The sequence below is a fragment of the Glutamicibacter protophormiae genome (genome assembly GCF_016894325.1).
GTDB classification, from domain to species: Bacteria; Actinomycetota; Actinomycetes; order Actinomycetales; family Micrococcaceae; genus Glutamicibacter; species Glutamicibacter protophormiae.
Genome location: NZ_CP069806.1, coordinates 2,548,915 through 2,569,444, shown reverse-complemented (window position 1 = coordinate 2,569,444; position 20,530 = coordinate 2,548,915). Strand labels below are relative to the sequence as shown.

Annotated in this window: 26 protein-coding genes and 1 pseudogene; 24 read left to right on the top strand and 3 right to left on the bottom strand. The window is 60.0% G+C overall.

The features are described from left to right. Positions 1 to 189 precede the first annotated feature (189 nt). From rplN to rplQ, 18 genes and pseudogenes are all read left to right on the top strand, one after another. Positions 190 to 561, top strand: coding sequence for a 50S ribosomal protein L14 (gene rplN, locus JQN66_RS11985; protein ID WP_013349674.1), 372 nt, complete (start codon positions 190 to 192; stop codon positions 559 to 561). Between the two features lie 2 nt (positions 562 to 563). Next, a complete protein-coding gene (gene rplX / locus JQN66_RS11980) occupies positions 564 to 908 on the top strand; it encodes a 50S ribosomal protein L24 (RefSeq protein ID WP_047119669.1) in 345 nt (114 codons plus the stop codon). Then, complete coding sequence (rplE, locus tag JQN66_RS11975; protein WP_188948915.1) at positions 908 to 1,477, top strand: 50S ribosomal protein L5; 570 nt, start codon at positions 908 to 910, stop codon at positions 1,475 to 1,477. The genes rplX and rplE overlap by 1 nt, the downstream gene beginning before the upstream one ends. Positions 1,478 to 1,534: 57 nt before the next feature. Continuing rightward, positions 1,535 to 1,933, top strand: coding sequence for a 30S ribosomal protein S8 (rpsH, locus tag JQN66_RS11970; RefSeq protein WP_047119667.1), 399 nt, complete (start codon positions 1,535 to 1,537; stop codon positions 1,931 to 1,933). Positions 1,934 to 1,954: 21 nt separating this feature from the next. Next, on the top strand, positions 1,955 to 2,491 hold the full coding sequence (gene rplF / locus JQN66_RS11965) for a 50S ribosomal protein L6 (RefSeq protein ID WP_188948914.1): 537 nt from the start codon (positions 1,955 to 1,957) through the stop codon (positions 2,489 to 2,491). Positions 2,492 to 2,493: 2 nt separating this feature from the next. Then, positions 2,494 to 2,865, top strand: coding sequence for a 50S ribosomal protein L18 (rplR, locus tag JQN66_RS11960; RefSeq protein WP_188948913.1), 372 nt, complete (start codon positions 2,494 to 2,496; stop codon positions 2,863 to 2,865). A gap of 29 nt (positions 2,866 to 2,894) precedes the next feature. Then, positions 2,895 to 3,572: a 30S ribosomal protein S5 gene (gene rpsE / locus JQN66_RS11955; RefSeq protein WP_188948912.1), complete on the top strand. Its 678-nt coding sequence runs from the start codon at positions 2,895 to 2,897 to the stop codon at positions 3,570 to 3,572. 4 nt (positions 3,573 to 3,576) lie between these two features. Further along, positions 3,577 to 3,783 (top strand): 50S ribosomal protein L30, encoded by a 207-nt coding sequence (gene rpmD, locus JQN66_RS11950; protein WP_047119663.1) that lies wholly within the window; start codon positions 3,577 to 3,579, stop codon positions 3,781 to 3,783. Positions 3,784 to 3,785: 2 nt separating this feature from the next. Further along, a complete protein-coding gene (rplO, locus tag JQN66_RS11945; RefSeq protein ID WP_047119662.1) occupies positions 3,786 to 4,241 on the top strand; it encodes a 50S ribosomal protein L15 in 456 nt (151 codons plus the stop codon). Positions 4,242 to 4,493: 252 nt separating this feature from the next. Next, positions 4,494 to 5,798: a preprotein translocase subunit SecY gene (gene secY / locus JQN66_RS11940; protein ID WP_204675210.1), complete on the top strand. Its 1,305-nt coding sequence runs from the start codon at positions 4,494 to 4,496 to the stop codon at positions 5,796 to 5,798. Further along, complete coding sequence (locus tag JQN66_RS11935; RefSeq protein ID WP_188948910.1) at positions 5,795 to 6,367, top strand: adenylate kinase; 573 nt, start codon at positions 5,795 to 5,797, stop codon at positions 6,365 to 6,367. The genes secY and JQN66_RS11935 overlap by 4 nt, the downstream gene beginning before the upstream one ends. A 147-nt stretch (positions 6,368 to 6,514) precedes the next feature. Continuing rightward, positions 6,515 to 7,348 (top strand): type I methionyl aminopeptidase, encoded by an 834-nt coding sequence (map, locus tag JQN66_RS11930; RefSeq protein ID WP_188948909.1) that lies wholly within the window; start codon positions 6,515 to 6,517, stop codon positions 7,346 to 7,348. A gap of 224 nt (positions 7,349 to 7,572) precedes the next feature. Further along, on the top strand, positions 7,573 to 7,794 hold the full coding sequence (gene infA / locus JQN66_RS11925; protein ID WP_188948908.1) for a translation initiation factor IF-1: 222 nt from the start codon (positions 7,573 to 7,575) through the stop codon (positions 7,792 to 7,794). Between the two features lie 125 nt (positions 7,795 to 7,919). After that, positions 7,920 to 8,033, top strand: coding sequence for a 50S ribosomal protein L36 (gene rpmJ / locus JQN66_RS11920; protein ID WP_071894985.1), 114 nt, complete (start codon positions 7,920 to 7,922; stop codon positions 8,031 to 8,033). Positions 8,034 to 8,181: 148 nt separating this feature from the next. Further along, a complete protein-coding gene (gene rpsM / locus JQN66_RS11915) occupies positions 8,182 to 8,556 on the top strand; it encodes a 30S ribosomal protein S13 (protein ID WP_047119657.1) in 375 nt (124 codons plus the stop codon). 43 nt (positions 8,557 to 8,599) lie between these two features. After that, the gene (gene rpsK, locus JQN66_RS11910) at positions 8,600 to 9,001 is read left to right on the top strand and encodes a 30S ribosomal protein S11 (RefSeq protein WP_038992179.1); all 402 of its coding nucleotides are present in this window, start codon (positions 8,600 to 8,602) and stop codon (positions 8,999 to 9,001) included. A 168-nt stretch (positions 9,002 to 9,169) separates the two neighbouring features. Then, the gene (locus JQN66_RS11905; RefSeq protein ID WP_188948907.1) at positions 9,170 to 10,171 is read left to right on the top strand and encodes a DNA-directed RNA polymerase subunit alpha; all 1,002 of its coding nucleotides are present in this window, start codon (positions 9,170 to 9,172) and stop codon (positions 10,169 to 10,171) included. 83 nt (positions 10,172 to 10,254) lie between these two features. Continuing rightward, positions 10,255 to 10,701, top strand: a pseudogene (gene rplQ / locus JQN66_RS11900) (50S ribosomal protein L17); the annotation flags it as partial. Between the two features lie 193 nt (positions 10,702 to 10,894). On the opposite strand, the gene JQN66_RS11895 reads toward rplQ, so the two are convergent. Further along, positions 10,895 to 11,329, bottom strand: a complete 435-nt coding sequence (locus tag JQN66_RS11895) for a hypothetical protein (RefSeq protein ID WP_188948906.1) — start codon at positions 11,327 to 11,329, stop codon at positions 10,895 to 10,897. 320 nt (positions 11,330 to 11,649) lie between these two features. Between JQN66_RS11895 and truA the strand changes: the two genes are divergently transcribed. From truA to JQN66_RS11865, 6 genes are all read left to right on the top strand, one after another. After that, positions 11,650 to 12,528 (top strand): tRNA pseudouridine(38-40) synthase TruA, encoded by an 879-nt coding sequence (truA, locus tag JQN66_RS11890; RefSeq protein WP_338029208.1) that lies wholly within the window; start codon positions 11,650 to 11,652, stop codon positions 12,526 to 12,528. A 298-nt stretch (positions 12,529 to 12,826) separates the two neighbouring features. Continuing rightward, on the top strand, positions 12,827 to 13,270 hold the full coding sequence (gene rplM / locus JQN66_RS11885; protein ID WP_188948905.1) for a 50S ribosomal protein L13: 444 nt from the start codon (positions 12,827 to 12,829) through the stop codon (positions 13,268 to 13,270). A 38-nt stretch (positions 13,271 to 13,308) separates the two neighbouring features. After that, complete coding sequence (gene rpsI / locus JQN66_RS11880) at positions 13,309 to 13,809, top strand: 30S ribosomal protein S9 (RefSeq protein WP_047119652.1); 501 nt, start codon at positions 13,309 to 13,311, stop codon at positions 13,807 to 13,809. A 173-nt stretch (positions 13,810 to 13,982) separates the two neighbouring features. Then, positions 13,983 to 15,332, top strand: a complete 1,350-nt coding sequence (gene glmM / locus JQN66_RS11875; RefSeq protein ID WP_188948904.1) for a phosphoglucosamine mutase — start codon at positions 13,983 to 13,985, stop codon at positions 15,330 to 15,332. Positions 15,333 to 15,495: 163 nt separating this feature from the next. Further along, the gene (locus tag JQN66_RS11870) at positions 15,496 to 16,890 is read left to right on the top strand and encodes a UDP-glucose dehydrogenase family protein (protein WP_204675208.1); all 1,395 of its coding nucleotides are present in this window, start codon (positions 15,496 to 15,498) and stop codon (positions 16,888 to 16,890) included. A 346-nt stretch (positions 16,891 to 17,236) separates the two neighbouring features. Next, the gene (locus tag JQN66_RS11865) at positions 17,237 to 18,415 is read left to right on the top strand and encodes a M14 family zinc carboxypeptidase (protein ID WP_204675206.1); all 1,179 of its coding nucleotides are present in this window, start codon (positions 17,237 to 17,239) and stop codon (positions 18,413 to 18,415) included. 140 nt (positions 18,416 to 18,555) lie between these two features. Here the strand turns inward: JQN66_RS11865 and JQN66_RS11860 are convergent, their stop codons facing one another. After that, positions 18,556 to 20,007 carry an NAD(P)H-hydrate dehydratase gene (locus JQN66_RS11860; protein ID WP_204675203.1) on the bottom strand — a complete coding sequence of 484 codons (1,452 nt, stop codon included), beginning with the start codon at positions 20,005 to 20,007 and terminating at the stop codon, positions 18,556 to 18,558. A 144-nt stretch (positions 20,008 to 20,151) separates the two neighbouring features. After that, positions 20,152 to 20,505 carry a holo-ACP synthase gene (locus tag JQN66_RS11855; RefSeq protein ID WP_204675202.1) on the bottom strand — a complete coding sequence of 118 codons (354 nt, stop codon included), beginning with the start codon at positions 20,503 to 20,505 and terminating at the stop codon, positions 20,152 to 20,154. Positions 20,506 to 20,530: the final 25 nt, after the last annotated feature.

Genomic DNA, 20,530 nt, shown 5'->3' with positions numbered 1-20,530 from the left:
TGATGCAGTGCGGCCGGAAATCATTTCCGCGGCACACACAGCCTCGATATTTTACGCCTCGGCCCTGCCGCCAATTGGGATCAGCATTCGGTGCGCCCGCGTCGGTGGGGGTAAGCGATCGTATCGTGGAGACCATATCCGTTCCGCAAGGCTCATTTATGAGAACCAGCGAGACGACAGGAGTAAGAAGTGATTCAGCAGGAGTCGCGACTCAAGGTTGCCGATAACACCGGTGCTAAGGAAATCCTTACCATTCGTGTTCTGGGCGGCTCGAAGCGTCGCTACGCAAGCATCGGCGACACCATCGTCGCAACCGTCAAGGATGCAATCCCTGGCGGTAACGTAAAGAAGGGCGACGTCGTCAAGGCTGTCGTCGTTCGCACCAAGAAGGAAATCCGTCGCGCCGACGGTTCCTACATCAAGTTCGACGAGAACGCTGCAGTCATCCTCAAGGGTGACGCTGCCGATCCTCGTGGAACTCGTATCTTCGGCCCAGTGGGTCGTGAGCTTCGCGACAAGAAGTTCATGAAGATCGTTTCCCTGGCTCCGGAGGTGCTGTAAGCATGGGCGCAAAGATCAAGAAGGGTGACCTGGTTCAGGTCATCGCCGGTAAGGAACGTGGCAAGCAGGGCAAGGTCCTGAAGGTCATCACTGAGACCAACCGCGTGCTGGTTGAGGGCGTTAACCGCGTCACCAAGCACACCAAGGCTGGCCAGACCGAGCGCGGCACCCAGACTGGCGGCATCGAGGTTGTTGAAGCTCCAGTACACGTTTCGAACGTTGCTGTGGTTGATCCAGAAACCAAGAAGCCAACCCGCGTTGGTTTCCGCGAGGAAACCGTAGAAAAGAACGGCGTGTCCAAGACTGTACGCGTACGTTACGCCAAGGCTTCCGGAAAGGATCTGTAATGACTGAAGCAGCCACCAAGATCCAGCCACGTCTGCGCGCTAAGTACGCAGCTGACATCCGCCCTGCCCTGCAGGAGCAGTTCAACTACGCCAACCCGATGCAGGTTCCTAACCTGACCAAGGTTGTCGTGAACATGGGTGTTGGCGAAGCAGCCAAGGATTCGAAGCTCATTGAAGGCGCCGTACGCGATCTGACCGCAATCACCGGTCAGAAGCCAGTGGTTACCCGTGCCCGCAAGTCGATCGCCCAGTTCAAGCTGCGCGAAGGCATGCCGATCGGTACCCACACCACCCTGCGTAACGATCGCATGTGGGAATTCGTTGATCGCCTGATCACCCTGGCACTGCCTCGTATCCGCGACTTCCGCGGCCTGAGCGACCGCCAGTTCGATGGCAATGGCAACTACACTTTCGGTCTGACCGAACAGTCGATGTTCCATGAAATCGATCAGGACAAGATCGATCGCGTGCGCGGCATGGACATCACTGTGGTGACCACCGCCAAGACTGACGATGAAGGCCGCGCCTTGCTCAAGGCTCTGGGCTTCCCGTTCAAGACCAACAACTAATCTCACTACGTTACAGGTCCGCAAAGGAAACCGTAACGAGGAAGGGCTGAAGCCCACATGTCTATGACAGATCCAGTCGCAGATATGCTGACTCGACTGCGCAACGCCAACTCGGCTTACCACGACACTGTGTCGATGCCGTCGAGCAAGCTCAAGCTGCGCATTGCCAACATCTTGAAGGAACAGGGCTACATTGCCTCCTTCGAGGAAGAGGCTGCCGAAGTCGGCAAGAAGCTGACCATCACTTTGAAGTACGGCCCATCGCGCGAGCGTTCGATCGCCGGCGTACGTCGTATCTCCAAGCCAGGCCTGCGTGTATACGCAAAGTCCACCAACCTGCCTCACGTGCTCGGTGGTCTTGGCATCGCAATCCTGTCCACCTCCTCCGGTCTGCTTACCGACCGTCAGGCTGCAAAGAAGGGCGTGGGTGGGGAAGTCCTCGCCTACGTCTGGTAACGGGAAGGGAAGGAAAACACTATGTCACGTATTGGACGTCTTCCGATCACCGTTCCTGCCAACGTTGAACTGAATGTCGATGGCCAGCTGGTCACCGTCAAGGGCCCGAAGGGTGAGCTTTCGCTGACCGTTTCGGCTCCGATCACCGTTGCCAAGGACGAGAACACCGTTACCGTCTCCCGTCCGAACGACGGCCGCGAGGCCCGTTCGCTGCACGGTCTGACCCGTACCCTGATCAACAACCTGATCATCGGTGTCACCGAGGGCTACGAGAAGAAGCTCGAAATCCACGGTACCGGTTACCGCGTTCAGGCCAAGGGCAACTCCCTTGAGCTTGCTCTGGGTTACTCCCACCCGGTTAGCGTTGACGCCCCTGAGGGCATCACCCTGACCGTTGAGGGCAACAACAAGATCACCGTTGCTGGCATCGACAAGCAGCACGTCGGTGAGGTTGCTGCTAACATCCGCAAGCTGCGCAAGACCGAGCCTTACAAGGGCAAGGGCATCCGATACGCCGGCGAGCGTATCCTGCGCAAGGCTGGAAAGGCTGGTAAGTAATCATGGCTATCGGAATCAAGGGCAAGAGCAAGTCCGCTCAGCGCGGTCGTCGTCACCTGCGTGTGCGCAAGCGCATCACCGGTACCGAGGCCCGTCCACGCCTGGTCATCAACCGCTCGGCTCGTCACATGTTCGTTCAGATCGTGGACGACTCGAAGGGTCTGACCCTGGCCAGCGCTTCGACCATGGAAGCAGATCTTCGCGCAAGCGATGCAGACAAGACCGCAAAGTCCAAGCGCGTTGGCGAGCTCGTTGCAGAGCGTGCCAAGGCAGCCGGCATTGAGGCTGTTGTATTCGACCGCGGCGGCAACAAGTACCACGGTCGCGTGGCTGCTGTTGCTGACGGCGCACGTGAAGGTGGGCTGGCACTGTGAGCGAAGCAACCAACAAGAAGGAAACTCAGGTGTCTGAAGCTACTGAGGCAGTCGAGACTGCAGCTGCTCCCGCTACCGAGAACACCGGATCCCGCCGTGGCGAGGGTCGCGGTCGTGGCGAAGGCCGCGGTCGTGGTGAAGGTCGTGGCCGCGGTCGCGATCAGAAGGATAACCGCAACGAAGACAAGGACAAGTTCCTTGAGCGCGTTGTAGCTATCAACCGCGTCTCCAAGGTCGTCAAGGGTGGTCGTCGCTTCAGCTTCACCGCTCTGGTAGTCGTCGGTGACGGCAACGGCATGGTCGGCGTCGGCTACGGCAAGGCCAAGGAAGTTCCTGCTGCTATCGCCAAGGGCGTTGAAGAGGCCAAGAAGTCCTTCTTCCGCGTTCCACGCGTTGGCACCACCATCCCGCACCTGGTCAAGGGCGAGGCCGCCGCTGGCGTTGTCTTGCTCCGTCCAGCCGCTCCGGGTACCGGCGTTATCGCCGGTGGTCCAGTGCGCGCCGTGCTGGAGTGCGCAGGCATCCATGACATCCTGTCGAAGTCGATGGGTTCGCAGAACCAGATCAACATCGTTCAGGGCACCATTGCCGCACTGAAGGCTCTGGAAGAGCCTCAGGCTGTTGCAGCTCGCCGCGGTCTTCCGCTGGACGAGGTTGCACCGGCAGCAATGCTGCGTCACATCCAGACCCAGAAGGCAGGTGCTTAATTCAATGGCTAAGAACATTGTTCCAAGCGATGCCCAGCTGGAAATCACCCAGATCAAGTCCATCATCGGTGGTAACCAGGTACAGCGCGACGTTGTTCGCTCGCTGGGCCTGAAGCGCATCGGACACACCGTTGTCCGCTCCGCTGACCCTGTGACTGTCGGCATGGTCAACAAGGTCCCACACCTGCTGAAGGTTGAGGAGGCGAAGTAAAGATGGCTCAGAAGGAAAACGCACTTAAGGTACACCACCTGCGTCCAGCTGAAGGTGCCAAGACCGCCAAGACCCGTGTTGGTCGTGGTGAGGCATCGAAGGGTAAGACCGCCGGTCGCGGTACCAAGGGTACCAAGGCTCGTTACCAGGTGAAGGCAGGCTTCGCAGGTGGACAGCTTCCGCTGCACATGCGTCTGCCAAAGCTGCGCGGCTTCAAGAACCCGTTCCGCGTCGAGTTCCAGGTCGTGAACCTGGACAAGATCTCGGAGCTGTTCCCAGAGGGTGGCGAAGTCACCGTCGAGGCACTCGTTGCCAAGGGCGCTGTTCGCAAGAACCAGCCCGTCAAGGTGCTGGGCACCGGCGAGATCTCGGTCAAGGTCGACGTGAAGGTTGATGCCTTCTCGACTTCCGCAGCTGAGAAGATCGCTGCTGCCGGCGGCTCGGCAAACACCCTCTAATCCAGGGTCAAGCCAAGGCGAAGCCCCCGTTCACGTTGAGTTTTCAAAGTGGACGGGGGCTTTCCATTTCTCAAAGTTTTTCGGCTGACCGTCGGAAATTACTTCGCTGATATGGCAGTTCTTATTACAAATGAGAAATTCCCGGCATTTTCCGTGTCTTGTATTTGGCGCGGAGCTACCTCGGAACGCTAGAATCATTAGGTCGTAGTCGTATCTGGCTTAACGACTCAGGAACATACTTCAGGAGGACGCTTGTTCAGCGCCATAGCCCGAGTTTTTCGGACGCCTGATCTGCGCAACAAGTTGCTGTTCACGCTGGGGATCATCGCGATCTACCGTATCGGCGTATTCATCCCGACCCCGGGCATTGATTACAGCAACGTTCAGCAGTGTCTGGCAATGGGTGACACCACCGGTGGACTTTATTCATTTGTGAATCTGTTCAGTGGCGGCGCCCTGTTGCAGGTCTCCATCTTCGCGATGGGCATCATGCCGTACATCACGGCCGCCATCATCGTGCAGCTGCTTCGTGTGGTCATCCCGCACTTCGAGACCCTGCACAAGGAAGGCCAAGCCGGCCAAGGCAAGCTGACCCAGTACACGCGTTACCTCACCATCGCCTTGGCACTGTTGCAAGGCACCACCCTGGTGACCCTGGCCCGTACGGGCAATCTGTTCCCGAGCTGCAGCCTTCCGCTGGTTCCGGACGACAGCCTGATCGTCATCCTGCTGATGGTCATCACCCTCACCGCAGGCACCGGCCTGATCATGTGGATGGGCGAGCTGATCACCGAGCGCGGCATCGGCAACGGCATGTCGATCCTGATCTTCATCTCGATCGCCTCGGGCTTCCCGGCCTCGATGACCTCGATCCTGCAGACCCAGGGCTGGGTGACCTTCATCGGCGTCATCGCCATCGGCTTGGTCATCATCGGCCTGGTCGTGTTCGTGGAGCAGTCCCAGCGCCGCGTGCCGGTGCAGTACGCCAAGCGGACCATCGGCCGACGCACCGTGGGCGGCACCTCCACCTACATCCCGTTGAAGCTGAACATGGCCAACGTGATCCCGGTGATCTTCGCCAGCTCGATCCTGGCGCTGCCGCAGATGATCGTGCAGTTCAACCAGAACCCGGACGGCACGCTGCCGGAATGGGCGATTTGGCTGCAGACGCATTCCTCGACTTCCTCGCCGTGGTACATGCTGGTGTACACCTTGCTGACCATCGGCTTCACCTACTTCTACGTGGCCATCACCTTCAACCCTGTTGAGGTGGCTGACAACATGAAGAAGTACGGCGGCTTCATCCCGGGCATCCGGGCAGGCCGTCCGACTGCCGAGTACCTGCAGTACGTGATCTCACGCATCACGTTCCCAGGCTCGCTGTACTTGGCATTCGTCGCGTTGATTCCACTGATTGCTTTTGTGCTGATCAACGCAGACCAGAGTTTCCCATTCGGCGGTACCTCCATCATCATCATGGTTGGTGTTGGTCTTGAGACCGTCAAACAAATCAATGCTCAAATGCAGCAACGAAACTACGAAGGGCTACTGCGATGAGTCGACTGCTTATCATTGGACCGCCGGGTGCCGGCAAAGGAACCCAGGCCGTGAAGATCTCCGAGCGCCTGGAGATCCCCGCGATCTCCACCGGCGACATCTTCCGCGCGAACGTCAAGGGCGGCACCCCGCTGGGTATCGAAGCCAGCAAGTACATCGACAATGGCGACTTTGTACCTGATTCGGTCACCAACAACATGGTCGAAGACCGCCTGAACCAGGACGACGTGGCTACCGGCTTCCTGCTGGACGGCTACCCGCGCACCAGCGCACAGGTCGACGCGCTGGACGCAATGCTGGAGGCCAAGGGCATCGCCCTGGACGCAGTGCTGCAGCTGACCGCCGACGACGACGAGCTGGTTGCACGCCTGCTGAAGCGTGCAGAGATCGAAGGCCGCGCAGACGACACCGAAGACGTCATCCGCCACCGCCTGGGCCTGTACAACGCAGAGACCAAGATCGTGGTCGACCGCTACGAAGAGCGCGGCATTGTGCGCAAGGTCGACGGCATCGGCGCCATCGACGAGGTCACCGACCGCGTCATGGCCGCATTGAACGTCAACGCCTAAGCCACAAGCGTTTTCACGCGCAGGGACCGTGCACGGCAAGCCTTCGGGCTGGCGGCACGGTCCCTGTGCGATTTTTAGACTGAAGACTCGCACCCGAGCCGGCACCCGCCGGCGGCGAGCAACCCGTGAACACCTAAGGGAGTTACCTTGGCACTTGGACAGCCGCGAATTGAGTACAAATCCAACTCGGAAATCCTGAAGATGCGCGAAGCCGGCCTGGTACTGGCAGAGGCGCTGGATGAGGCCGTCGCCATGGCACGCCCGGGCGTCACCACCGCAGCCGTCGACAAGGTCTTCGCAAAGGTGCTTGAGCGCCACGGAGCGACCAGCAACTTCCTCGGCTACCACGGGTTCCCGGCGAACATCTGCGCCTCGGTCAACCACGAGGTTGTGCACGGCTTCCCGTCGGACTACGAGCTGAAGGACGGCGACGTGCTGAAGATCGACGGCGGCGCCATCGTGGACGGCTGGCACTCGGATTCTGCGCGCACCGTGCTCGTGGGCAAGAACATTGACCCAGCCGACCAGCGACTGAGCGACATCACCGAGCAGGCCATGTGGGCCGGCATCGCCGCCGCGGCCAAGGCCCGCTTCATCGGCCAGATCGGCACCGCCATCGACGACTACGTCACCAGCCAGCCGGGCGACGAGCTGGGCATCCTGGAGGACTACTGCGGCCACGGCATCGGTTCCGAGATGCACATGGCCCCGGACGTGCTGAACTACAATTCCGGCCACCGCGGCCCGCGGATCAAGCCGGGCATGGCCCTGGCCATCGAGCCGATGCTGGTCCGCGGCGGCATCGAGACCTCGGTGCTGGAGGACGACTGGACCGTGGTCACCAACGACAAGTCCAACGCCTCCCAGTGGGAGCACACCGTCGCCTTCACCATGGGCGGCATCTGGGTGCTCTCGGCGCATGACGGGGGAGAGGCCGGCCTGGCTCCGTTCGGCGTGGCCCCCTCGCCGATTCTCCCGTAGGGGATCTTTCGACTGTGGATCCAGCACCCCGCGTTCACGCGAAGTGCTGGATCTAACAGTTTAAAACACGGCCCGAATTGGCGAAGGCCGTGGTGATGGCGTAGTGTTGTCTGTTGGTTCGTCATTTAAGTGCGCCCAAAACCCTAGGTTTGGGATGCGCCGGTGTCGGACTTGAACCAATTACTTGCTGAGGGAAACCAAAGCAACCAAAGTTAGCGGGGAAAATGGGCAAGAAGGAAGGTGTCATCCAGGTAGAGGGCACTGTGGCCGAAGCGCTGCCGAACGCGATGTTCCGCGTGGAGCTGCCGAATGGACACGTGGTGCTCGCCACTATCTCGGGTAAGATGCGTCAGCACTACATTCGAATCCTCCCAGAGGACCGAGTGCAGGTTGAAATGAGCCCATACGACCTCAACCGAGGCCGTATCGTTTACCGCTACAAGTAAACAGCACTCTTTGACTTTCCCGGCGGACGTTGTGCGATTCATCGCAAAGCGCCCGCTAGAGGATTGTTCTTGGATAAGCTTTTTACTGCTCCACATTTAACTGCAACCGCAAGAGGAGTAAACCCTTGAAGGTTAACCCTAGCGTGAAGCCGATCTGCGACAAGTGCAAGGTGATTCGCCGCAATGGTCGCGTCATGGTGATCTGCGAGAATCCACGCCACAAGCAGCGTCAGGGCTAATTCCGTTTTTCGGGATATCCCACGCGTAGTCATTTAGGCAGTACCGCGGCAACCCAGGTTGCCGTTCACCCCCGGGTTCGGAGGCCGGGGCCGCGAGTAAATCGCGGAAGGTGCTGCTCCAGACCTCCGTTGGTTGAAAGGTAGCCACTTGGCTCGTTTAGCAGGCGTGGACATCCCACGCGAAAAGCGCGTAATCATCGCGCTGACTTACATCTACGGCGTGGGCAAGACCCGTGCAGAAGAGACCATCGCAGCAACCGGGATCTCCCCGGATACCCGCGTGAAGGATCTCACCGACGCTGAGCTCGTTCAGCTTCGTGACTTCATCGAAGGCACCTACAAGGTGGAAGGTGACCTGCGCCGCGAGGTTCAGGCCGACATCCGCCGCAAGGTTGAAATCGGATCCTACGAAGGTCTTCGTCACCGTAAGGGCCTGCCGGTCCGCGGTCAGCGCACCAAGACCAACGCTCGTACCCGTAAGGGCCCGAAGCGCACCGTAGCCGGTAAGAAGAAGACTCGCTAAATCTTAGCGGTCTAGTTCATAAACCTTTTTCGTAGGAGAAAAAATGCCCCCAAAGACTCGTGGAGCGGTACGTAAGCCGCGTCGCAAGGACAAAAAGAATATCGCGCAGGGTCAGGCGCATATCAAGAGCACCTTCAACAACACCATCGTTTCGATCACCGATCCGACTGGCGCTGTGATCTCGTGGGCTTCGGCCGGCGAGGTTGGCATGAAGGGCTCGCGTAAGTCGACCCCATACGCTGCCCAGATGGCTGCTGAGTCCGCTGCAAAGCGTGCACAGGAGCACGGCATGCGCAAGGTTGACGTTTTCGTCAAGGGCCCGGGCTCGGGACGCGAAACCGCGATCCGTTCGCTGCAGGCTGCTGGCCTTGAGGTTGGATCCATCCAGGATGTTTCCCCAAGCGCACACAACGGTTGCCGCCCATCGAAGCGTCGCCGCGTCTAATTGACTCGCTAGGCCAAGCTTGAGAAGTCACCGAAGCATTCTTCTGAGTGCTCCGGTGACTATCTTGGACTTATCAGCCTGCAAAAGACGAACGGCCACCTGAAGGCTACCGTCGTTTCCACCCCCGTGAGGCGTCATATAGCGGACGCTCGCTGAAAGGAAATGTAAGTGCTCATTACGCAGCGCCCAACCCTGACCGAAGAAGTAGTTGCCGAAAACCGCTCCCGTTTCGTTATCGAACCGTTGGAGCCAGGCTTTGGTTACACCCTTGGTAACTCGCTCCGCCGCACCCTGCTGTCCTCGATTCCTGGTGCATCCGTCACCAGCATTCGTATCGACGGCGTGCTGCACGAGTTCACCACCGTAGCCGGTGTCAAGGAAGACGTCACCGAACTGGTTCTGAACATCAAGAACCTGTCCGTGTCTTCCGAGCACGACGAGCCAGTCGTCGCCTACCTGCGCAAGCAGGGCCCAGGCGTCGTCACCGCAGCGGACATCACCCCGCCAGCCGGTGTGGAGTTCCACAACCCTGATCTGCACATCGCGACCCTGAACGCCAATGGCAAGTTCGATATGGAACTGACCATTGAGCGCGGCCGCGGTTATGTGTCTGCCGCTCAGAACAAGAGCGCTGATGGCGAGATCGGTCGCATCCCTGTGGATTCGATCTACTCCCCAGTGCTGAAGGTGACCTTCCGCGTGGAGGCCACCCGTGTTGAGCAGCGCACCGACTTCGATCGTTTGATCGTTGACGTGGAGACCAAGGAATCGATCACCCCGCGCGATGCAGTTGCATCCGCAGGTACCACCCTGGTTGAACTGTTCGGTTTGTTCCGCGAACTGAACACTGCAGCAGAGGGTATCGAAATCGGCCCATCGCCAACCGACGCAGCTCTGGCTGCCGACATGGCGTTGCCGATTGAGGATCTGGAACTCACCGTTCGTTCGTACAACTGCTTGAAGCGTGAGGGCATCCACTCTGTGGGTGAACTTGTCACTCGCTCCGAGGCCGACCTCATGGACATCCGCAACTTCGGCGCGAAGTCCATTGACGAAGTCAAGGCCAAGCTTGTTGAACTGGGTCTGGCCCTGAAGGATTCCCCTCCAGGCTTCGATCTGGCCGCTCGTAGCGCCATCGACGATGGCGACGACTACGACGAGGGTCTGTAAAGACCTGAGTCTCGCGACACACTACTTCATCCGTCCGCACGGTATGACCGTTCGGAACGGGTTATTCATCTAGGAGAACCACTATGCCTACCCCTACCAAGGGTCCGCGTCTCGGCGGCAGTGCAGCACATGAGCGACTGATCTTCGCTAACATGTCGGCACAGCTCTTCGAGAACAAGAAGATCACCACCACCCTGACCCGCGCCAAGCGTCTGCGTCCACATGCAGAGCGCCTGATCACCTTCGCAAAGCGCGGTGACCTGGCTTCGCGTCGTCGCGTCCAGTCCGTGATCGCTTCGCGTTCGCGCACCAACAAGTCGATCGTTCACGAACTGTTCGAGAACATCGCACCAGCCATGGCTGACCGCAACGGTGGCTACACCCGCATCACCAAGATCGGCAACCGCAAGGGCGACAACGCTCCTATGGCTGTCATCGAGCTCGTGATGGAGCCAGTTTCGCCTAAGCAGGCCGTCGTCAAGGAAGCCACCAAGGCTGCCGAGAAGGCTGCTGAAGCTACCGAAGAGGCCTAAGCCCTAGCGCTTAGCATCTTCGGCGCGTGAAGCGTCAAAAGATCCCCGGAATATCGTTCAGATATTCCGGGGATCTTTGTTTAAGCCCTGCCGTGCACTGGCTGATGCGAAACGGGAGGATGAACCACTAGCGATTCACCCGCCCGTCCGCAATGGGCCCGCGGGATTGTTCGCCCGCAGGGCGGCCAGCCTAATCCAGTGCCGGCATGCTCGGGCAGGCCGTTGTCAGGTACGTCGAGGCTTCGGTGAACTCCGGCGTCTGGAATTCCTGCATCTTGGCGGCCATTGCCACCAGGTCAAGGCTGTCATCGCCCATGGCCTCCGCCATCTTGTTCGACAGATCCGCGGAGCGAGTCAGGGCGTCGGCGAGTTTCTCATCAGACGTCTTTCCCGCAGCATCCTTCATCACGGAAGCGAGCTCAGCGGTGGCATCCCTGAACTTGGACGCATCGCCCGTAGCGATGGCGGAACCAGCATCGGTCATCTTCTGCTTGAGGTTCTGTTCTTGCGCCTGGTCGTTGATGTAGTTGCAGGTTTCTTCGGTGGAGAGCTTGCCGCTGCAACCGGTCAGCACAGTGCCGGCAATAGCCAGTACTGCGGCGCTGGCAGAAATCTTTTTCAGCATGGGTTTCCTTAGCTTGGTGATGGGGAGAGCGAGTGCGGCCACCAGGGGACCTCTCGGCGTCCGATTAGTTTACCTTGGATAAATCCGGCTTTTGTATTATTTCTACGCACGGCCGATCCAACGTGTCCAGGGCTTGAAGCGGAAATGACAGGGCTGCCGGAGGAGGGTGGCAGCAGGCGGGTGAACCGCGCCACCGGATTCGGTGAGATGAAAAGGCATTGCGCATAATGGTATTCATGAGTGCGCAGTCTGAATTATTTGATCCGATGGGAACCACAGCCTTGGGGGAGGCCCGGACCCCGGCATGGATCCGGATGCGCATGGTTCTCGGATATGACGGTGCAGCCTACAACGGGTGGGCCCGTCAACCCAATGTCACCGGCGTCCAGCAGCTTGTCGAAGAAGCACTGGAAATGCTGATCCGCCGGCGTGTTCGCGTGGTGGTCGCCGGCCGCACCGACGCAGGAGTGCATGCCCGCCGTCAGGTGGTCCACCTGGACTTGACCCAGGAGGAGTTCGACGGACTCCCGCGTCGCTCTTCCCTGGAGCCCGGCCCTGCCTTGGTTCGCCGTATCAACGGCATCCTAGGGCGGCAGGATGGAGCCGTATGGGTGCATGAGGCAGAAGTGGCCCCGGACGGCTTCGACGCCCGGTTCTCCGCGTTGGCCCGCCGCTACTCGTACCGGATCGCCGATGGCATCCATCGCTGGGATCCGTTGACCCGCCACCTGACAACCTGGCACCGCGAGCCGCTGGACGTCGACGCGATGAACCGCGAAGCGCGGACAGTGCTCGGCCGCCATGACTTCTTGACCTACTGCAAACCTCGTCCCGATGCGACAACTATCCGCACTCTGCAGGAGTTCAGCTTCACCCGCACGGAGGACGGACTGATCCTCGCCCATCTGAAAGCGGACGCGTTCTGCCACAATATGGTCCGGGCGCTGATCGGCGCGGCCATGATGGTGGGTGACGGACGCGAGCAGCCTGGGTTCCTGGCGAGCCGCCTCGAGGAGATGGTCCGAGATTCCAAAACCAAGCTGGCCCATCCCCGGGCGCTGGTGCTCGAAGAGGTCTACTACCCGGACGCCGACCAGCTGGCTGCACGTGCGTTGCAGACCCGCGCCAAGCGCGAAGAGCATGACGTGGACCCGCGCGGAGCCGCTGCGGTCCAAAGCAGCGAAAACTGCGCCGATTAAGGGTGTTCTTACTCACCAGCACCGAGCATTTTTGGCCGGAAAGGCTTTAATCAGCTAAACTTTTATGAGTTGTGTATGTCCACGTTCGACACTACACGCCCAAGCGTGACGGCTTAGTTGCATAGTCGCTGGTCTGCTGGGCGCGCGAACAATCCTGGACGGCCGGTCTATATCAGTCCTCACCTGACGTACTGGTCCAAACACAAGAACAACACGACAGTGCTCGTCACCGGGGGATCTCACCGCTTCCGGCCAAGCGACTGTTTGACCAGAAACGAATCAACGTAAGGCAATTACTGTGCGTACGTACACCCCAAAGCCGGCTGATCAGACTCGTCAGTGGTTCGTCATCGACGCCACCGACGTAGTGCTCGGCCGCCTCGCCGTTCAGACCGCAACCCTGCTGCGCGGCAAGCATAAGCCAACCTATGCTCCACATATGGACATGGGCGACCACGTCATCATCATCAACGCCGAAAAGGTTGCTCTGACCGGCAAGAAGCTGCAGAACAAGCGCGCTTACCGTCACTCGGGCTTCCCGGGCGGCCTGAAGAGCATGAACTACGCCGACCTGCTGGAAAAGAACCCAGTGCTGGCTGTTGAGAAGGCCGTGCGTGGCATGATCCCTAAGAACAAGCTGTCTGCTGTTCAGATGTCCAAGCTGAAGGTTTACCGCGGCGCCGAGCACCCACACGCTGCTCAGGCTCCAAAGGCACTGGAAATCACCCAGGTCGCTCAGTAGTCCTGGCCCCGACAACAAACACTTAATAGGAGATTATCGTGGCTCAGAACGCTGAAGAAACCACTGAATTTGAAGGCGAGACCCCTTCGTCTTACACCACCGAGACCGCTGCCTCGACCGTTGTGGCCGAGACCGAGCGTGCTCCGCTGACCGTTCCAGGTGGAGCAGTTGGCCGTCGCAAGCAGGCTATCGCCCGCGTTCGCCTGATCCCAGGCTCCGGCAAGTGGACCGTCAACGGTCGCGAACTGGACGACTTCTTCCCGAACAAGCTGCACCAGCAGGATGTTAACGAGCCTTTCAAGGTTCTGGGTCTGGAAGGCGCATACGACGTTATCGCCCGCATCCACGGCGGCGGCATCTCCGGTCAGGCTGGCGCACTGCGCCTGGGCATCGCCCGTGCACTGAACGAGATCGACCGCGACGCTAACCGCCCAACCCTGAAGAAGGCCGGTTACCTGACCCGCGACGCACGCGTCATCGAGCGCAAGAAGGCTGGTCTCAAGAAGGCCCGCAAGGCTTCGCAGTTCTCGAAGCGCTAAACCTTACTTCGAGGTTTATCCAACGGCTCCACAACCCTTCGGGGTTTGTGGGGCCGTTGGCCGTTAACCGCCGGTTGAACGGCGCGGGATTCTTGGCAATCTTCGTAATTGGTAGCGCCCCGGGCACCGTGCAAGCCCGGTAAATCGAAGCGCAGGGCTTATGATTGATTACGATGGCAAGGTTATTTGGGACCGATGGGGTCCGAGGAAAAGCAAACGAATTGTTAACCCCCGAGCTGGCGATGGAACTCGCGCAGGCAGCTTCGGTGGTTTTGGGTTTGAGCCAGCCTGAGGACGGGCACAAACCAGTCGCTGTGGTAGCGAAGGATCCGCGTATCAGCGGCGACTTCCTCTCTGCCGCAATCGAAGCGGGTCTGGCCGCCTCCGGCGTCGACGTCAAGGACGCAGGCACGCTTCCCACCCCGGCCGCGGCCTTCCTGGTCGGCGACCTCGACGCAGACTTCGGCGTGATGATCTCCGCATCCCACAACGCCGCACCGGACAACGGCATCAAGTTCCTGGCCCGCGGCGGCAAGAAGCTTGACGACTCGCTGGAAGACGCCATCGAGGCATGCCTTAAGATGCCCAAGCCGCGTCCCGTCGGCGGAGAAGTCGGACGCGTCTCGCGCTTCGCAGATGCCGAGGACCGCTACATCGTGCACCTGCTGCAGTCCCTGCCCAACCGCCTGGACGGCCTGAAGGTCGTGCTGGACTGCGCCCACGGCGCGGCTTCGGGCTGCTCGCCGGAGGTCTTCAAGGCCGCCGGCGCACAGGTCATCGTGATCGGTGCGGAGCCGGACGGTATCAACATCAACGACGGCTATGGCTCCACCCACCTGGAGAAGCTGCAGGCCGCCGTGCTGGAAAACAAGGCAGACCTGGGCATCGCCCACGACGGCGACGCCGACCGCTGCCTGGCAGTGGACCACGAAGGCACCATCGTCGACGGCGACCAGATCATGGCCATCATGGCCATCGACATGAAGGAACGCGGCGAGCTGAAGGACAACACCCTGGTCGCCACCGTGATGAGCAACCTCGGTCTGAAGCTGGCCATGGAGGCTGCCGGCATCACCGTGAAGCAGACCGGCGTGGGCGACCGCTACGTGCTGGAAGGCATGCAGGAAGGCGACTACTCGCTGGGCGGCGAACAGTCCGGCCATGTCATCTTTAGCAAGTACGCCACCACCGGCGACGGCGTGCTCACCGGCCTGAACATCGCAGCGCGGGTCAAGGCCACCGGCAAGTCCCTGAAGGAACTTGCCTCGGTGCTGACCGTGCTTCCGCAGGTCCTGATCAACGTGCGCGGAGTGGACAAGGCCGCCGTGCCTGACTGCGAACCGCTGCAGCTGGATATCGAAGCCGCCGAAGCGCGTCTGGGCTCCACCGGACGCGTGCTGCTGCGCCCTTCCGGTACCGAGCCGGTAGTCCGCGTGATGGTCGAGGCCGCCACCCAGCAGCAGGCGCAGGCCGAAGCTGAGGCCTTGGCCGCATCCGTATTGGAGCATCTGGCGCTGGGTTAATGCCACGTTGATCTGGTGGACTAGCAAGTAGATCTTCAGTAAATTCTCACATCCCCGTAGCGTGTTCCCCAAGGGTTCGCACTGCGGGGATGTGGCATGCTGAAGAGAGAATTCGAAGTCAGGTCCCGCCGTGCGGCGAGGGCACGGACGAAAAGGGAGAGTCGTGACTCTACGCATCAGCGTTATCGGTACCGGTTATCTGGGAGCTACCCACGCAGCCTGCATGGCGGAACTGGGATATGAAGTCATCGGCCTCGATGTCGATGCCTCCAAGCTCAAGGCCCTGGCATCAGGGATCCTGCCCTTCCATGAACCGGGCCTGCCGGAGCTGCTGCGCAAGCACGTGGCCAGCGGACGGCTGCGCTTCACCGATTCCTACGCCGATGCCGCGGCCAACGCGGACATCCACTTCATCACCGTGGGCACGCCGCAGCGCGCCGATTCCCAATCGGCGGACATGAGCTACGTGGATGGCTCCGTCGACAGCTTGCTGGAGCACATCACCGGGCAGGCGCTGATTGTCGGCAAATCGACCGTACCGGTGGGCACCGCCCGCCGCCTGACCGAGCGCATCGCCGCCAAGGCGCTCCCCGGCAGCGAGGTCACTCTGGCCTGGAACCCGGAGTTCCTACGTGAGGGCTTCGCCGTCAAAGACACACTGACCCCCGACCGCCTGGTCTACGGACTGAGCGACACGGATCCGGAAGGCTTCGGCCTGCGCAAGATCCGCGAGGTCTACGCCCCGATCCTGGAACATGGCACGCCGGAAATCGTGACCGACCTTGAGACGGCGGAACTGGTCAAGGTCGCGGCCAACGCCTTCCTCGCTACCAAGATCTCATTCATCAACGCCTTTGCGGAGGTCACCGAAACAGTTGGCGGCGACATCAAGACCCTGGCCGATGCCATCGGCCACGACAGCCGCATTGGACGCCGCTTCCTGAATGCCGGGGTGGGCTTCGGTGGCGGCTGCCTGCCCAAGGACATCCGCGCGTTGCAGGCGCGCGTCTCGGAGCTCGGACTGAGCCACACCATGGGCTTCCTTGCCGAAGTGGACCAGATCAACCTGCGCCGCCGCGACCGCGTCGTTTCGCTGGCCTCCAGCATGCTGGGCAATGAGCTGGCAGGAAAGCACATCTGCGTACTGGGTGTGACCTTCAAGCCGGACAGCGACGACGTGCGAGATTCGCCGGCCCTGGACATCGCCGTGCGCCTGTACAACGCCGGTGCCGACGTCTCGGTCTACGACCCCCAGGGCAACAAGAACGCCGCGGGACGCTTCCCTCGCCTGCACTACGTGGACTCCTGGCAGGAGGCGGCCCAGGACACCGATATCGTCCTGCTGCTGACCGAATGGCAGGAATTCCGGGACCTAGACCCCGTGGAGCTCGGCAGCGTGGTTTCCAGCCGTGTGCTGATTGACGGGCGCAATGTGCTGGACCGTCCTACTTGGCGCGAAGCAGGATGGACCATTACCGGACCGGGGGAGTACTTCGAAGTCGTGAACACTGCCCCGGGCACGGCACAGATTCCCGTGCAGGTCTCGGGCAAGGCTTAAGAGTTCAACGATTCGCCACGCCACCCCGCTGGAACCGGCACTTTTGGCGAAGCAGATATTCGCCGGCTGGCTGTTTTCTTTTGGCTTCATTTTGAATAGTGAATTTGAATTTCGGTGCCCATCGATTCGTAATAATCCAATATAGTTTAGACGAATGTAAGAAAATGCCGTCATTTGTAGACGGATTGATTCAAAGTTGGCGATTGGGCTCAGTTAAATCTTTCCTGAGCAGTTCATCCTTGCCGGGAGTGAGTCACTGCACATAAGTTGTTTGAAGTTGAGCGGCCCCTGAAAAACACGCTTGACTGGTAATTTCTTATGCATCCCTCACTCTTAGGAGCCTCCTGTGCCTCGATTCAATGGAGAATCAACTCGCAAACGACGTGGTCTTGCCTTAGCCGCTACAGCCGCGATCGCGCTCACTGCACCACTTGCGGTAGCCGCGCCGGCCATCGCCAAGGCAAATCTGCCATCGCCCAACGGCCAAACGAACATCTCCAGTATCCTGACCTATGCAGATGTCGTTAAAGAGCTCAAGAAATTGGAGTCGACTTCCCGCCACGGTGTCGATGTTTTCACGCTTGAGGAAGCCGGAACGAAAGTCAACAAATCGGAGCAGGGGCGCGATCTCTATGTTGCAACTGTTGGCAACGGCCCACAAGATGTCTGGCTTCAAGGACGAATCCACGGCAACGAACCCTACGGATCTGATTCCCTGCTGACTCTGCTGAAAGACCTTGGCACCAACGGTTCTCCGGACTACAAACTACTCCGCGAGAAGTTCACCTTCCACATCATTCCGATGTACAACCCAGATGGATCGGAAGCGAACATTCGCCACACCATTCTGCGCGACTCTGTGACCGGTGATCCGGAACTGGGAACTAATGGTCGAGAACAGCGAATCGATCTCAACAGGGACTGGACGCCAACCGGCTTCGTCGCCAATGAATCGTTGGCATTCTATGAATACTGGACCATGGTCGACCCCGCCTTTGGGATTGATATTCATCATCAGGGGCTCAAGAAGGAGTGGGGAACCAATGATGATGTCACCATGTCTCTCGGCATCTCCTTGGCTCCAGGCGGACCAACGCTACCAGGAATCAAGAACGGTGCATACGACGTCCTAACCCGGCAGATGCAAGTCCATATATACGACGAGCTCTCCAAGTACGGGTCGATTAACATTGACCGTTATCAGGTCGGCAATGGTCAGGAAATCGATATCAAGGGCGGAGTCGTCTCCGCGATGATGCTGGGTCTGGACTATGGAGGCATGAATTCCGAAGGGCACAGCAATCCCGTAATTTTCCTCGAAACCAGTGGAAATACCAGCAATGGAAGCCTCGGACAGAAAGCCCGCGGCGCGCTGATCAAACAAAATGTCCTTGCGGTCAAGGAACTGTTGCTCGGAATGGCCAGCGGCGAGGTCCAGCAGGAAGATCCAGAGCGCTGGGAAGAGATTCCCCATCAGCCGGTCACCGGATACCAGACTGACTACGCTGGGGTCATTCCCAAGTAGGCCAGGACCACTTCCTGACCGTTTGAGTGCAATATTTTCCCTATGAACAGTAGTCGTTGTCGCCGATCCGTGGTGGGTTGGCGGCAACGACTACTGAACCCACGGTGGCGCAGGTATATGTGCCCATGAGGGAAACAGCCTTATTTGAAGCCGAATTCCTTCATGGCTTCCGGCAGACGCTCGATGAGCCTCGATGCGCTGACAGTGCCAACCAAAGCCGCAGTGCGGCCCAAATGTCCATGAATGACAGCAGCGCAAGCAGCCAGCTCCATCATGCGGTGATTGGAGACCGTCTGCAGGCCGTTCACGCCGGTGAGCGAGCTGTCTGAGAGCAGGTAGCCCAGAATACCCGTCAATACGTCACCGCTGCCAGCCGTGGCGAGCTGCGGGGCGGTATGGCTGACGACTAGGCTGCTGCCATCCGGCGCCACGATGTAGTTCGTAGGGCCCTTGAGCAGAACGACCGCGTTGTACGACAGTGCGGCCCACCGGGTCCAGCGGATCGGATCCGCCGTGATCTCTTCAATGGTGACGTTGACGCCTGCGCGGCGCAGCAGCATCCGCAGTTCCTTGGCATGGGGAGTGAGCACGCGTGGTTGCTCACTGGGGCCGGCGGGCACGAGCTCCAGGCCCGATGCGTCAATGACAGCTGGTTGGCGGCTGGCGAAGACTTCCGCGATGACACCGGTTGGGGGAGTGCGGCTGTCCAGGCCGGGGCCGATGGCCCAGGCCGAGATCTTGGCGCCCCGCCCGTGCAGGTAGCGGCGGGCCGAAGACAGTGCTTCCCTGATCTGCTCATCGTTCAGCGGTACGGTTTCAGGCGCCGCCACGGCCAGCAGCGGTGCAATATCTTCCGGCACGTGGGTACGCAGCAGGCCGACGCCGCAATTCACGGCAGCACGGGCAGTCAGCTGCGCGGCTCCAGGGTACAGCGACGAACCTGCGATGAGGCCGAGTACTCCACGCTGGTATTTGTGGCGACCCGCGTCCCGCCATGAGCGATGGGCATCAAGCAGCTCCAGTGCCACCTGCTTGTCCACCATGTGCGTTTGGGGTGTTTGGCCGCTGAAGTCGAAGTCCAGCGGAACCACAATGATCTCCCCGGTGACCAGCGGTCCGTCACCGGTCAGCAAGCCGGACTTCATCGCCCCGAAGGTGACAGTCCGTTCGGCCAGCAGCACCATGTCGTCTGCGACTCCGGTTTCCGGGTTCAGGCCGGATGGCAGATCGCAGGCCAGCACCCGGGAACCCCGGGGGATTCGGGGCAATTCTGCTCCGGAGCGGTAGCCGAGACCGTAGAGGGCATCGATGATCAGAGTCGCGTCGGCGAGAGACTGATTGTCCTGTGAATATGGCACAATCCGTCCGCCAGCCGATTCGTACACGGACAGTGCATCGGAGTGGACCGAGGAAGCGCACTGCAGCGCCGCAGTTGCGTAGCCCTGATCTTCCAGCTGGGCCAGGGCATAGAGCCCGTCCCCGCCGTTGTTGCCCGGACCGATCAGGCCTACCACCAGGGTGCCGGGAGCGACGGGCTGTTCGCCAAGCATGTCCACGGCTTCCGCAGCCAACGCGTTGGCTGCCTGTTTCATCAGGGCGGCGTTAGAACGCCGTGAAATCTCCTGGGCTTCTACCGCACGAACCTGGGCAAGACTGTAGACGGGGATCATAAATCAAACAATACTCATCCTTTACCTGCAACGCTGGTTTTATTCGAGTTCGTGTCGCAAAGAGGGTTACGAGCGTTCGGCGACAACCATCGCAATGGCCATGTCGCCGTCATGCGACATGGTCAGATGCCAAGACGTGATGCCCCGCTGGGCACTCGCCTCCGCGACGGTCCCGGTGACATGGATCTGGGGATCCCCGGCCTCGTCCTTGATGATGCTGCAGTCCTGCCAGTTCATTCCCGCCGGCGCACCGAGGGCCTTGGCGATAGCTTCCTTGGCCGCGAAGCGTGCCGCCAGCGAACGCAGGGGGAGCCCGCGCTCATCCACGGTGAACAGCCGTTCGTGCAGTCGCGGTGTCTTTTCCAATTGCCGCCCGAAGCGCGGCACGTCGACAATGTCTACACCAATTCCTGCAATCATGCCTCCCAGTTTATCCAGAGCCGCC

What these genes read in the sequence shown, in the direction of transcription:
- infA (WP_188948908.1), top strand. Translation starts at nt 7,573, where the DNA reads ATGGGCAAGAAGGAAGGTGTCATCCAGGTAGAGGGCACTGTGGCCGAA.
- JQN66_RS11860 (WP_204675203.1), bottom strand. Translation starts at nt 20,007, where the DNA reads ATGAAACAGGCAGCCAACGCGTTGGCTGCGGAAGCCGTGGACATGCTT.
- JQN66_RS11895 (WP_188948906.1), bottom strand. Translation starts at nt 11,329, where the DNA reads ATGCTGAAAAAGATTTCTGCCAGCGCCGCAGTACTGGCTATTGCCGGC.
- rpsK (WP_038992179.1), top strand. Translation starts at nt 8,600, where the DNA reads ATGCCCCCAAAGACTCGTGGAGCGGTACGTAAGCCGCGTCGCAAGGAC.
- rpmD (WP_047119663.1), top strand. Translation starts at nt 3,577, where the DNA reads ATGGCTAAGAACATTGTTCCAAGCGATGCCCAGCTGGAAATCACCCAG.
- rpsH (WP_047119667.1), top strand. Translation starts at nt 1,535, where the DNA reads ATGTCTATGACAGATCCAGTCGCAGATATGCTGACTCGACTGCGCAAC.
- JQN66_RS11855 (WP_204675202.1), bottom strand. Translation starts at nt 20,505, where the DNA reads ATGATTGCAGGAATTGGTGTAGACATTGTCGACGTGCCGCGCTTCGGG.
- rplF (WP_188948914.1), top strand. Translation starts at nt 1,955, where the DNA reads ATGTCACGTATTGGACGTCTTCCGATCACCGTTCCTGCCAACGTTGAA.
- JQN66_RS11935 (WP_188948910.1), top strand. Translation starts at nt 5,795, where the DNA reads ATGAGTCGACTGCTTATCATTGGACCGCCGGGTGCCGGCAAAGGAACC.
- glmM (WP_188948904.1), top strand. Translation starts at nt 13,983, where the DNA reads ATGGCAAGGTTATTTGGGACCGATGGGGTCCGAGGAAAAGCAAACGAA.
- truA (WP_338029208.1), top strand. Translation starts at nt 11,650, where the DNA reads ATGGTTCTCGGATATGACGGTGCAGCCTACAACGGGTGGGCCCGTCAA.
- rplR (WP_188948913.1), top strand. Translation starts at nt 2,494, where the DNA reads ATGGCTATCGGAATCAAGGGCAAGAGCAAGTCCGCTCAGCGCGGTCGT.
- rplO (WP_047119662.1), top strand. Translation starts at nt 3,786, where the DNA reads ATGGCTCAGAAGGAAAACGCACTTAAGGTACACCACCTGCGTCCAGCT.
- rplX (WP_047119669.1), top strand. Translation starts at nt 564, where the DNA reads ATGGGCGCAAAGATCAAGAAGGGTGACCTGGTTCAGGTCATCGCCGGT.
- rplE (WP_188948915.1), top strand. Translation starts at nt 908, where the DNA reads ATGACTGAAGCAGCCACCAAGATCCAGCCACGTCTGCGCGCTAAGTAC.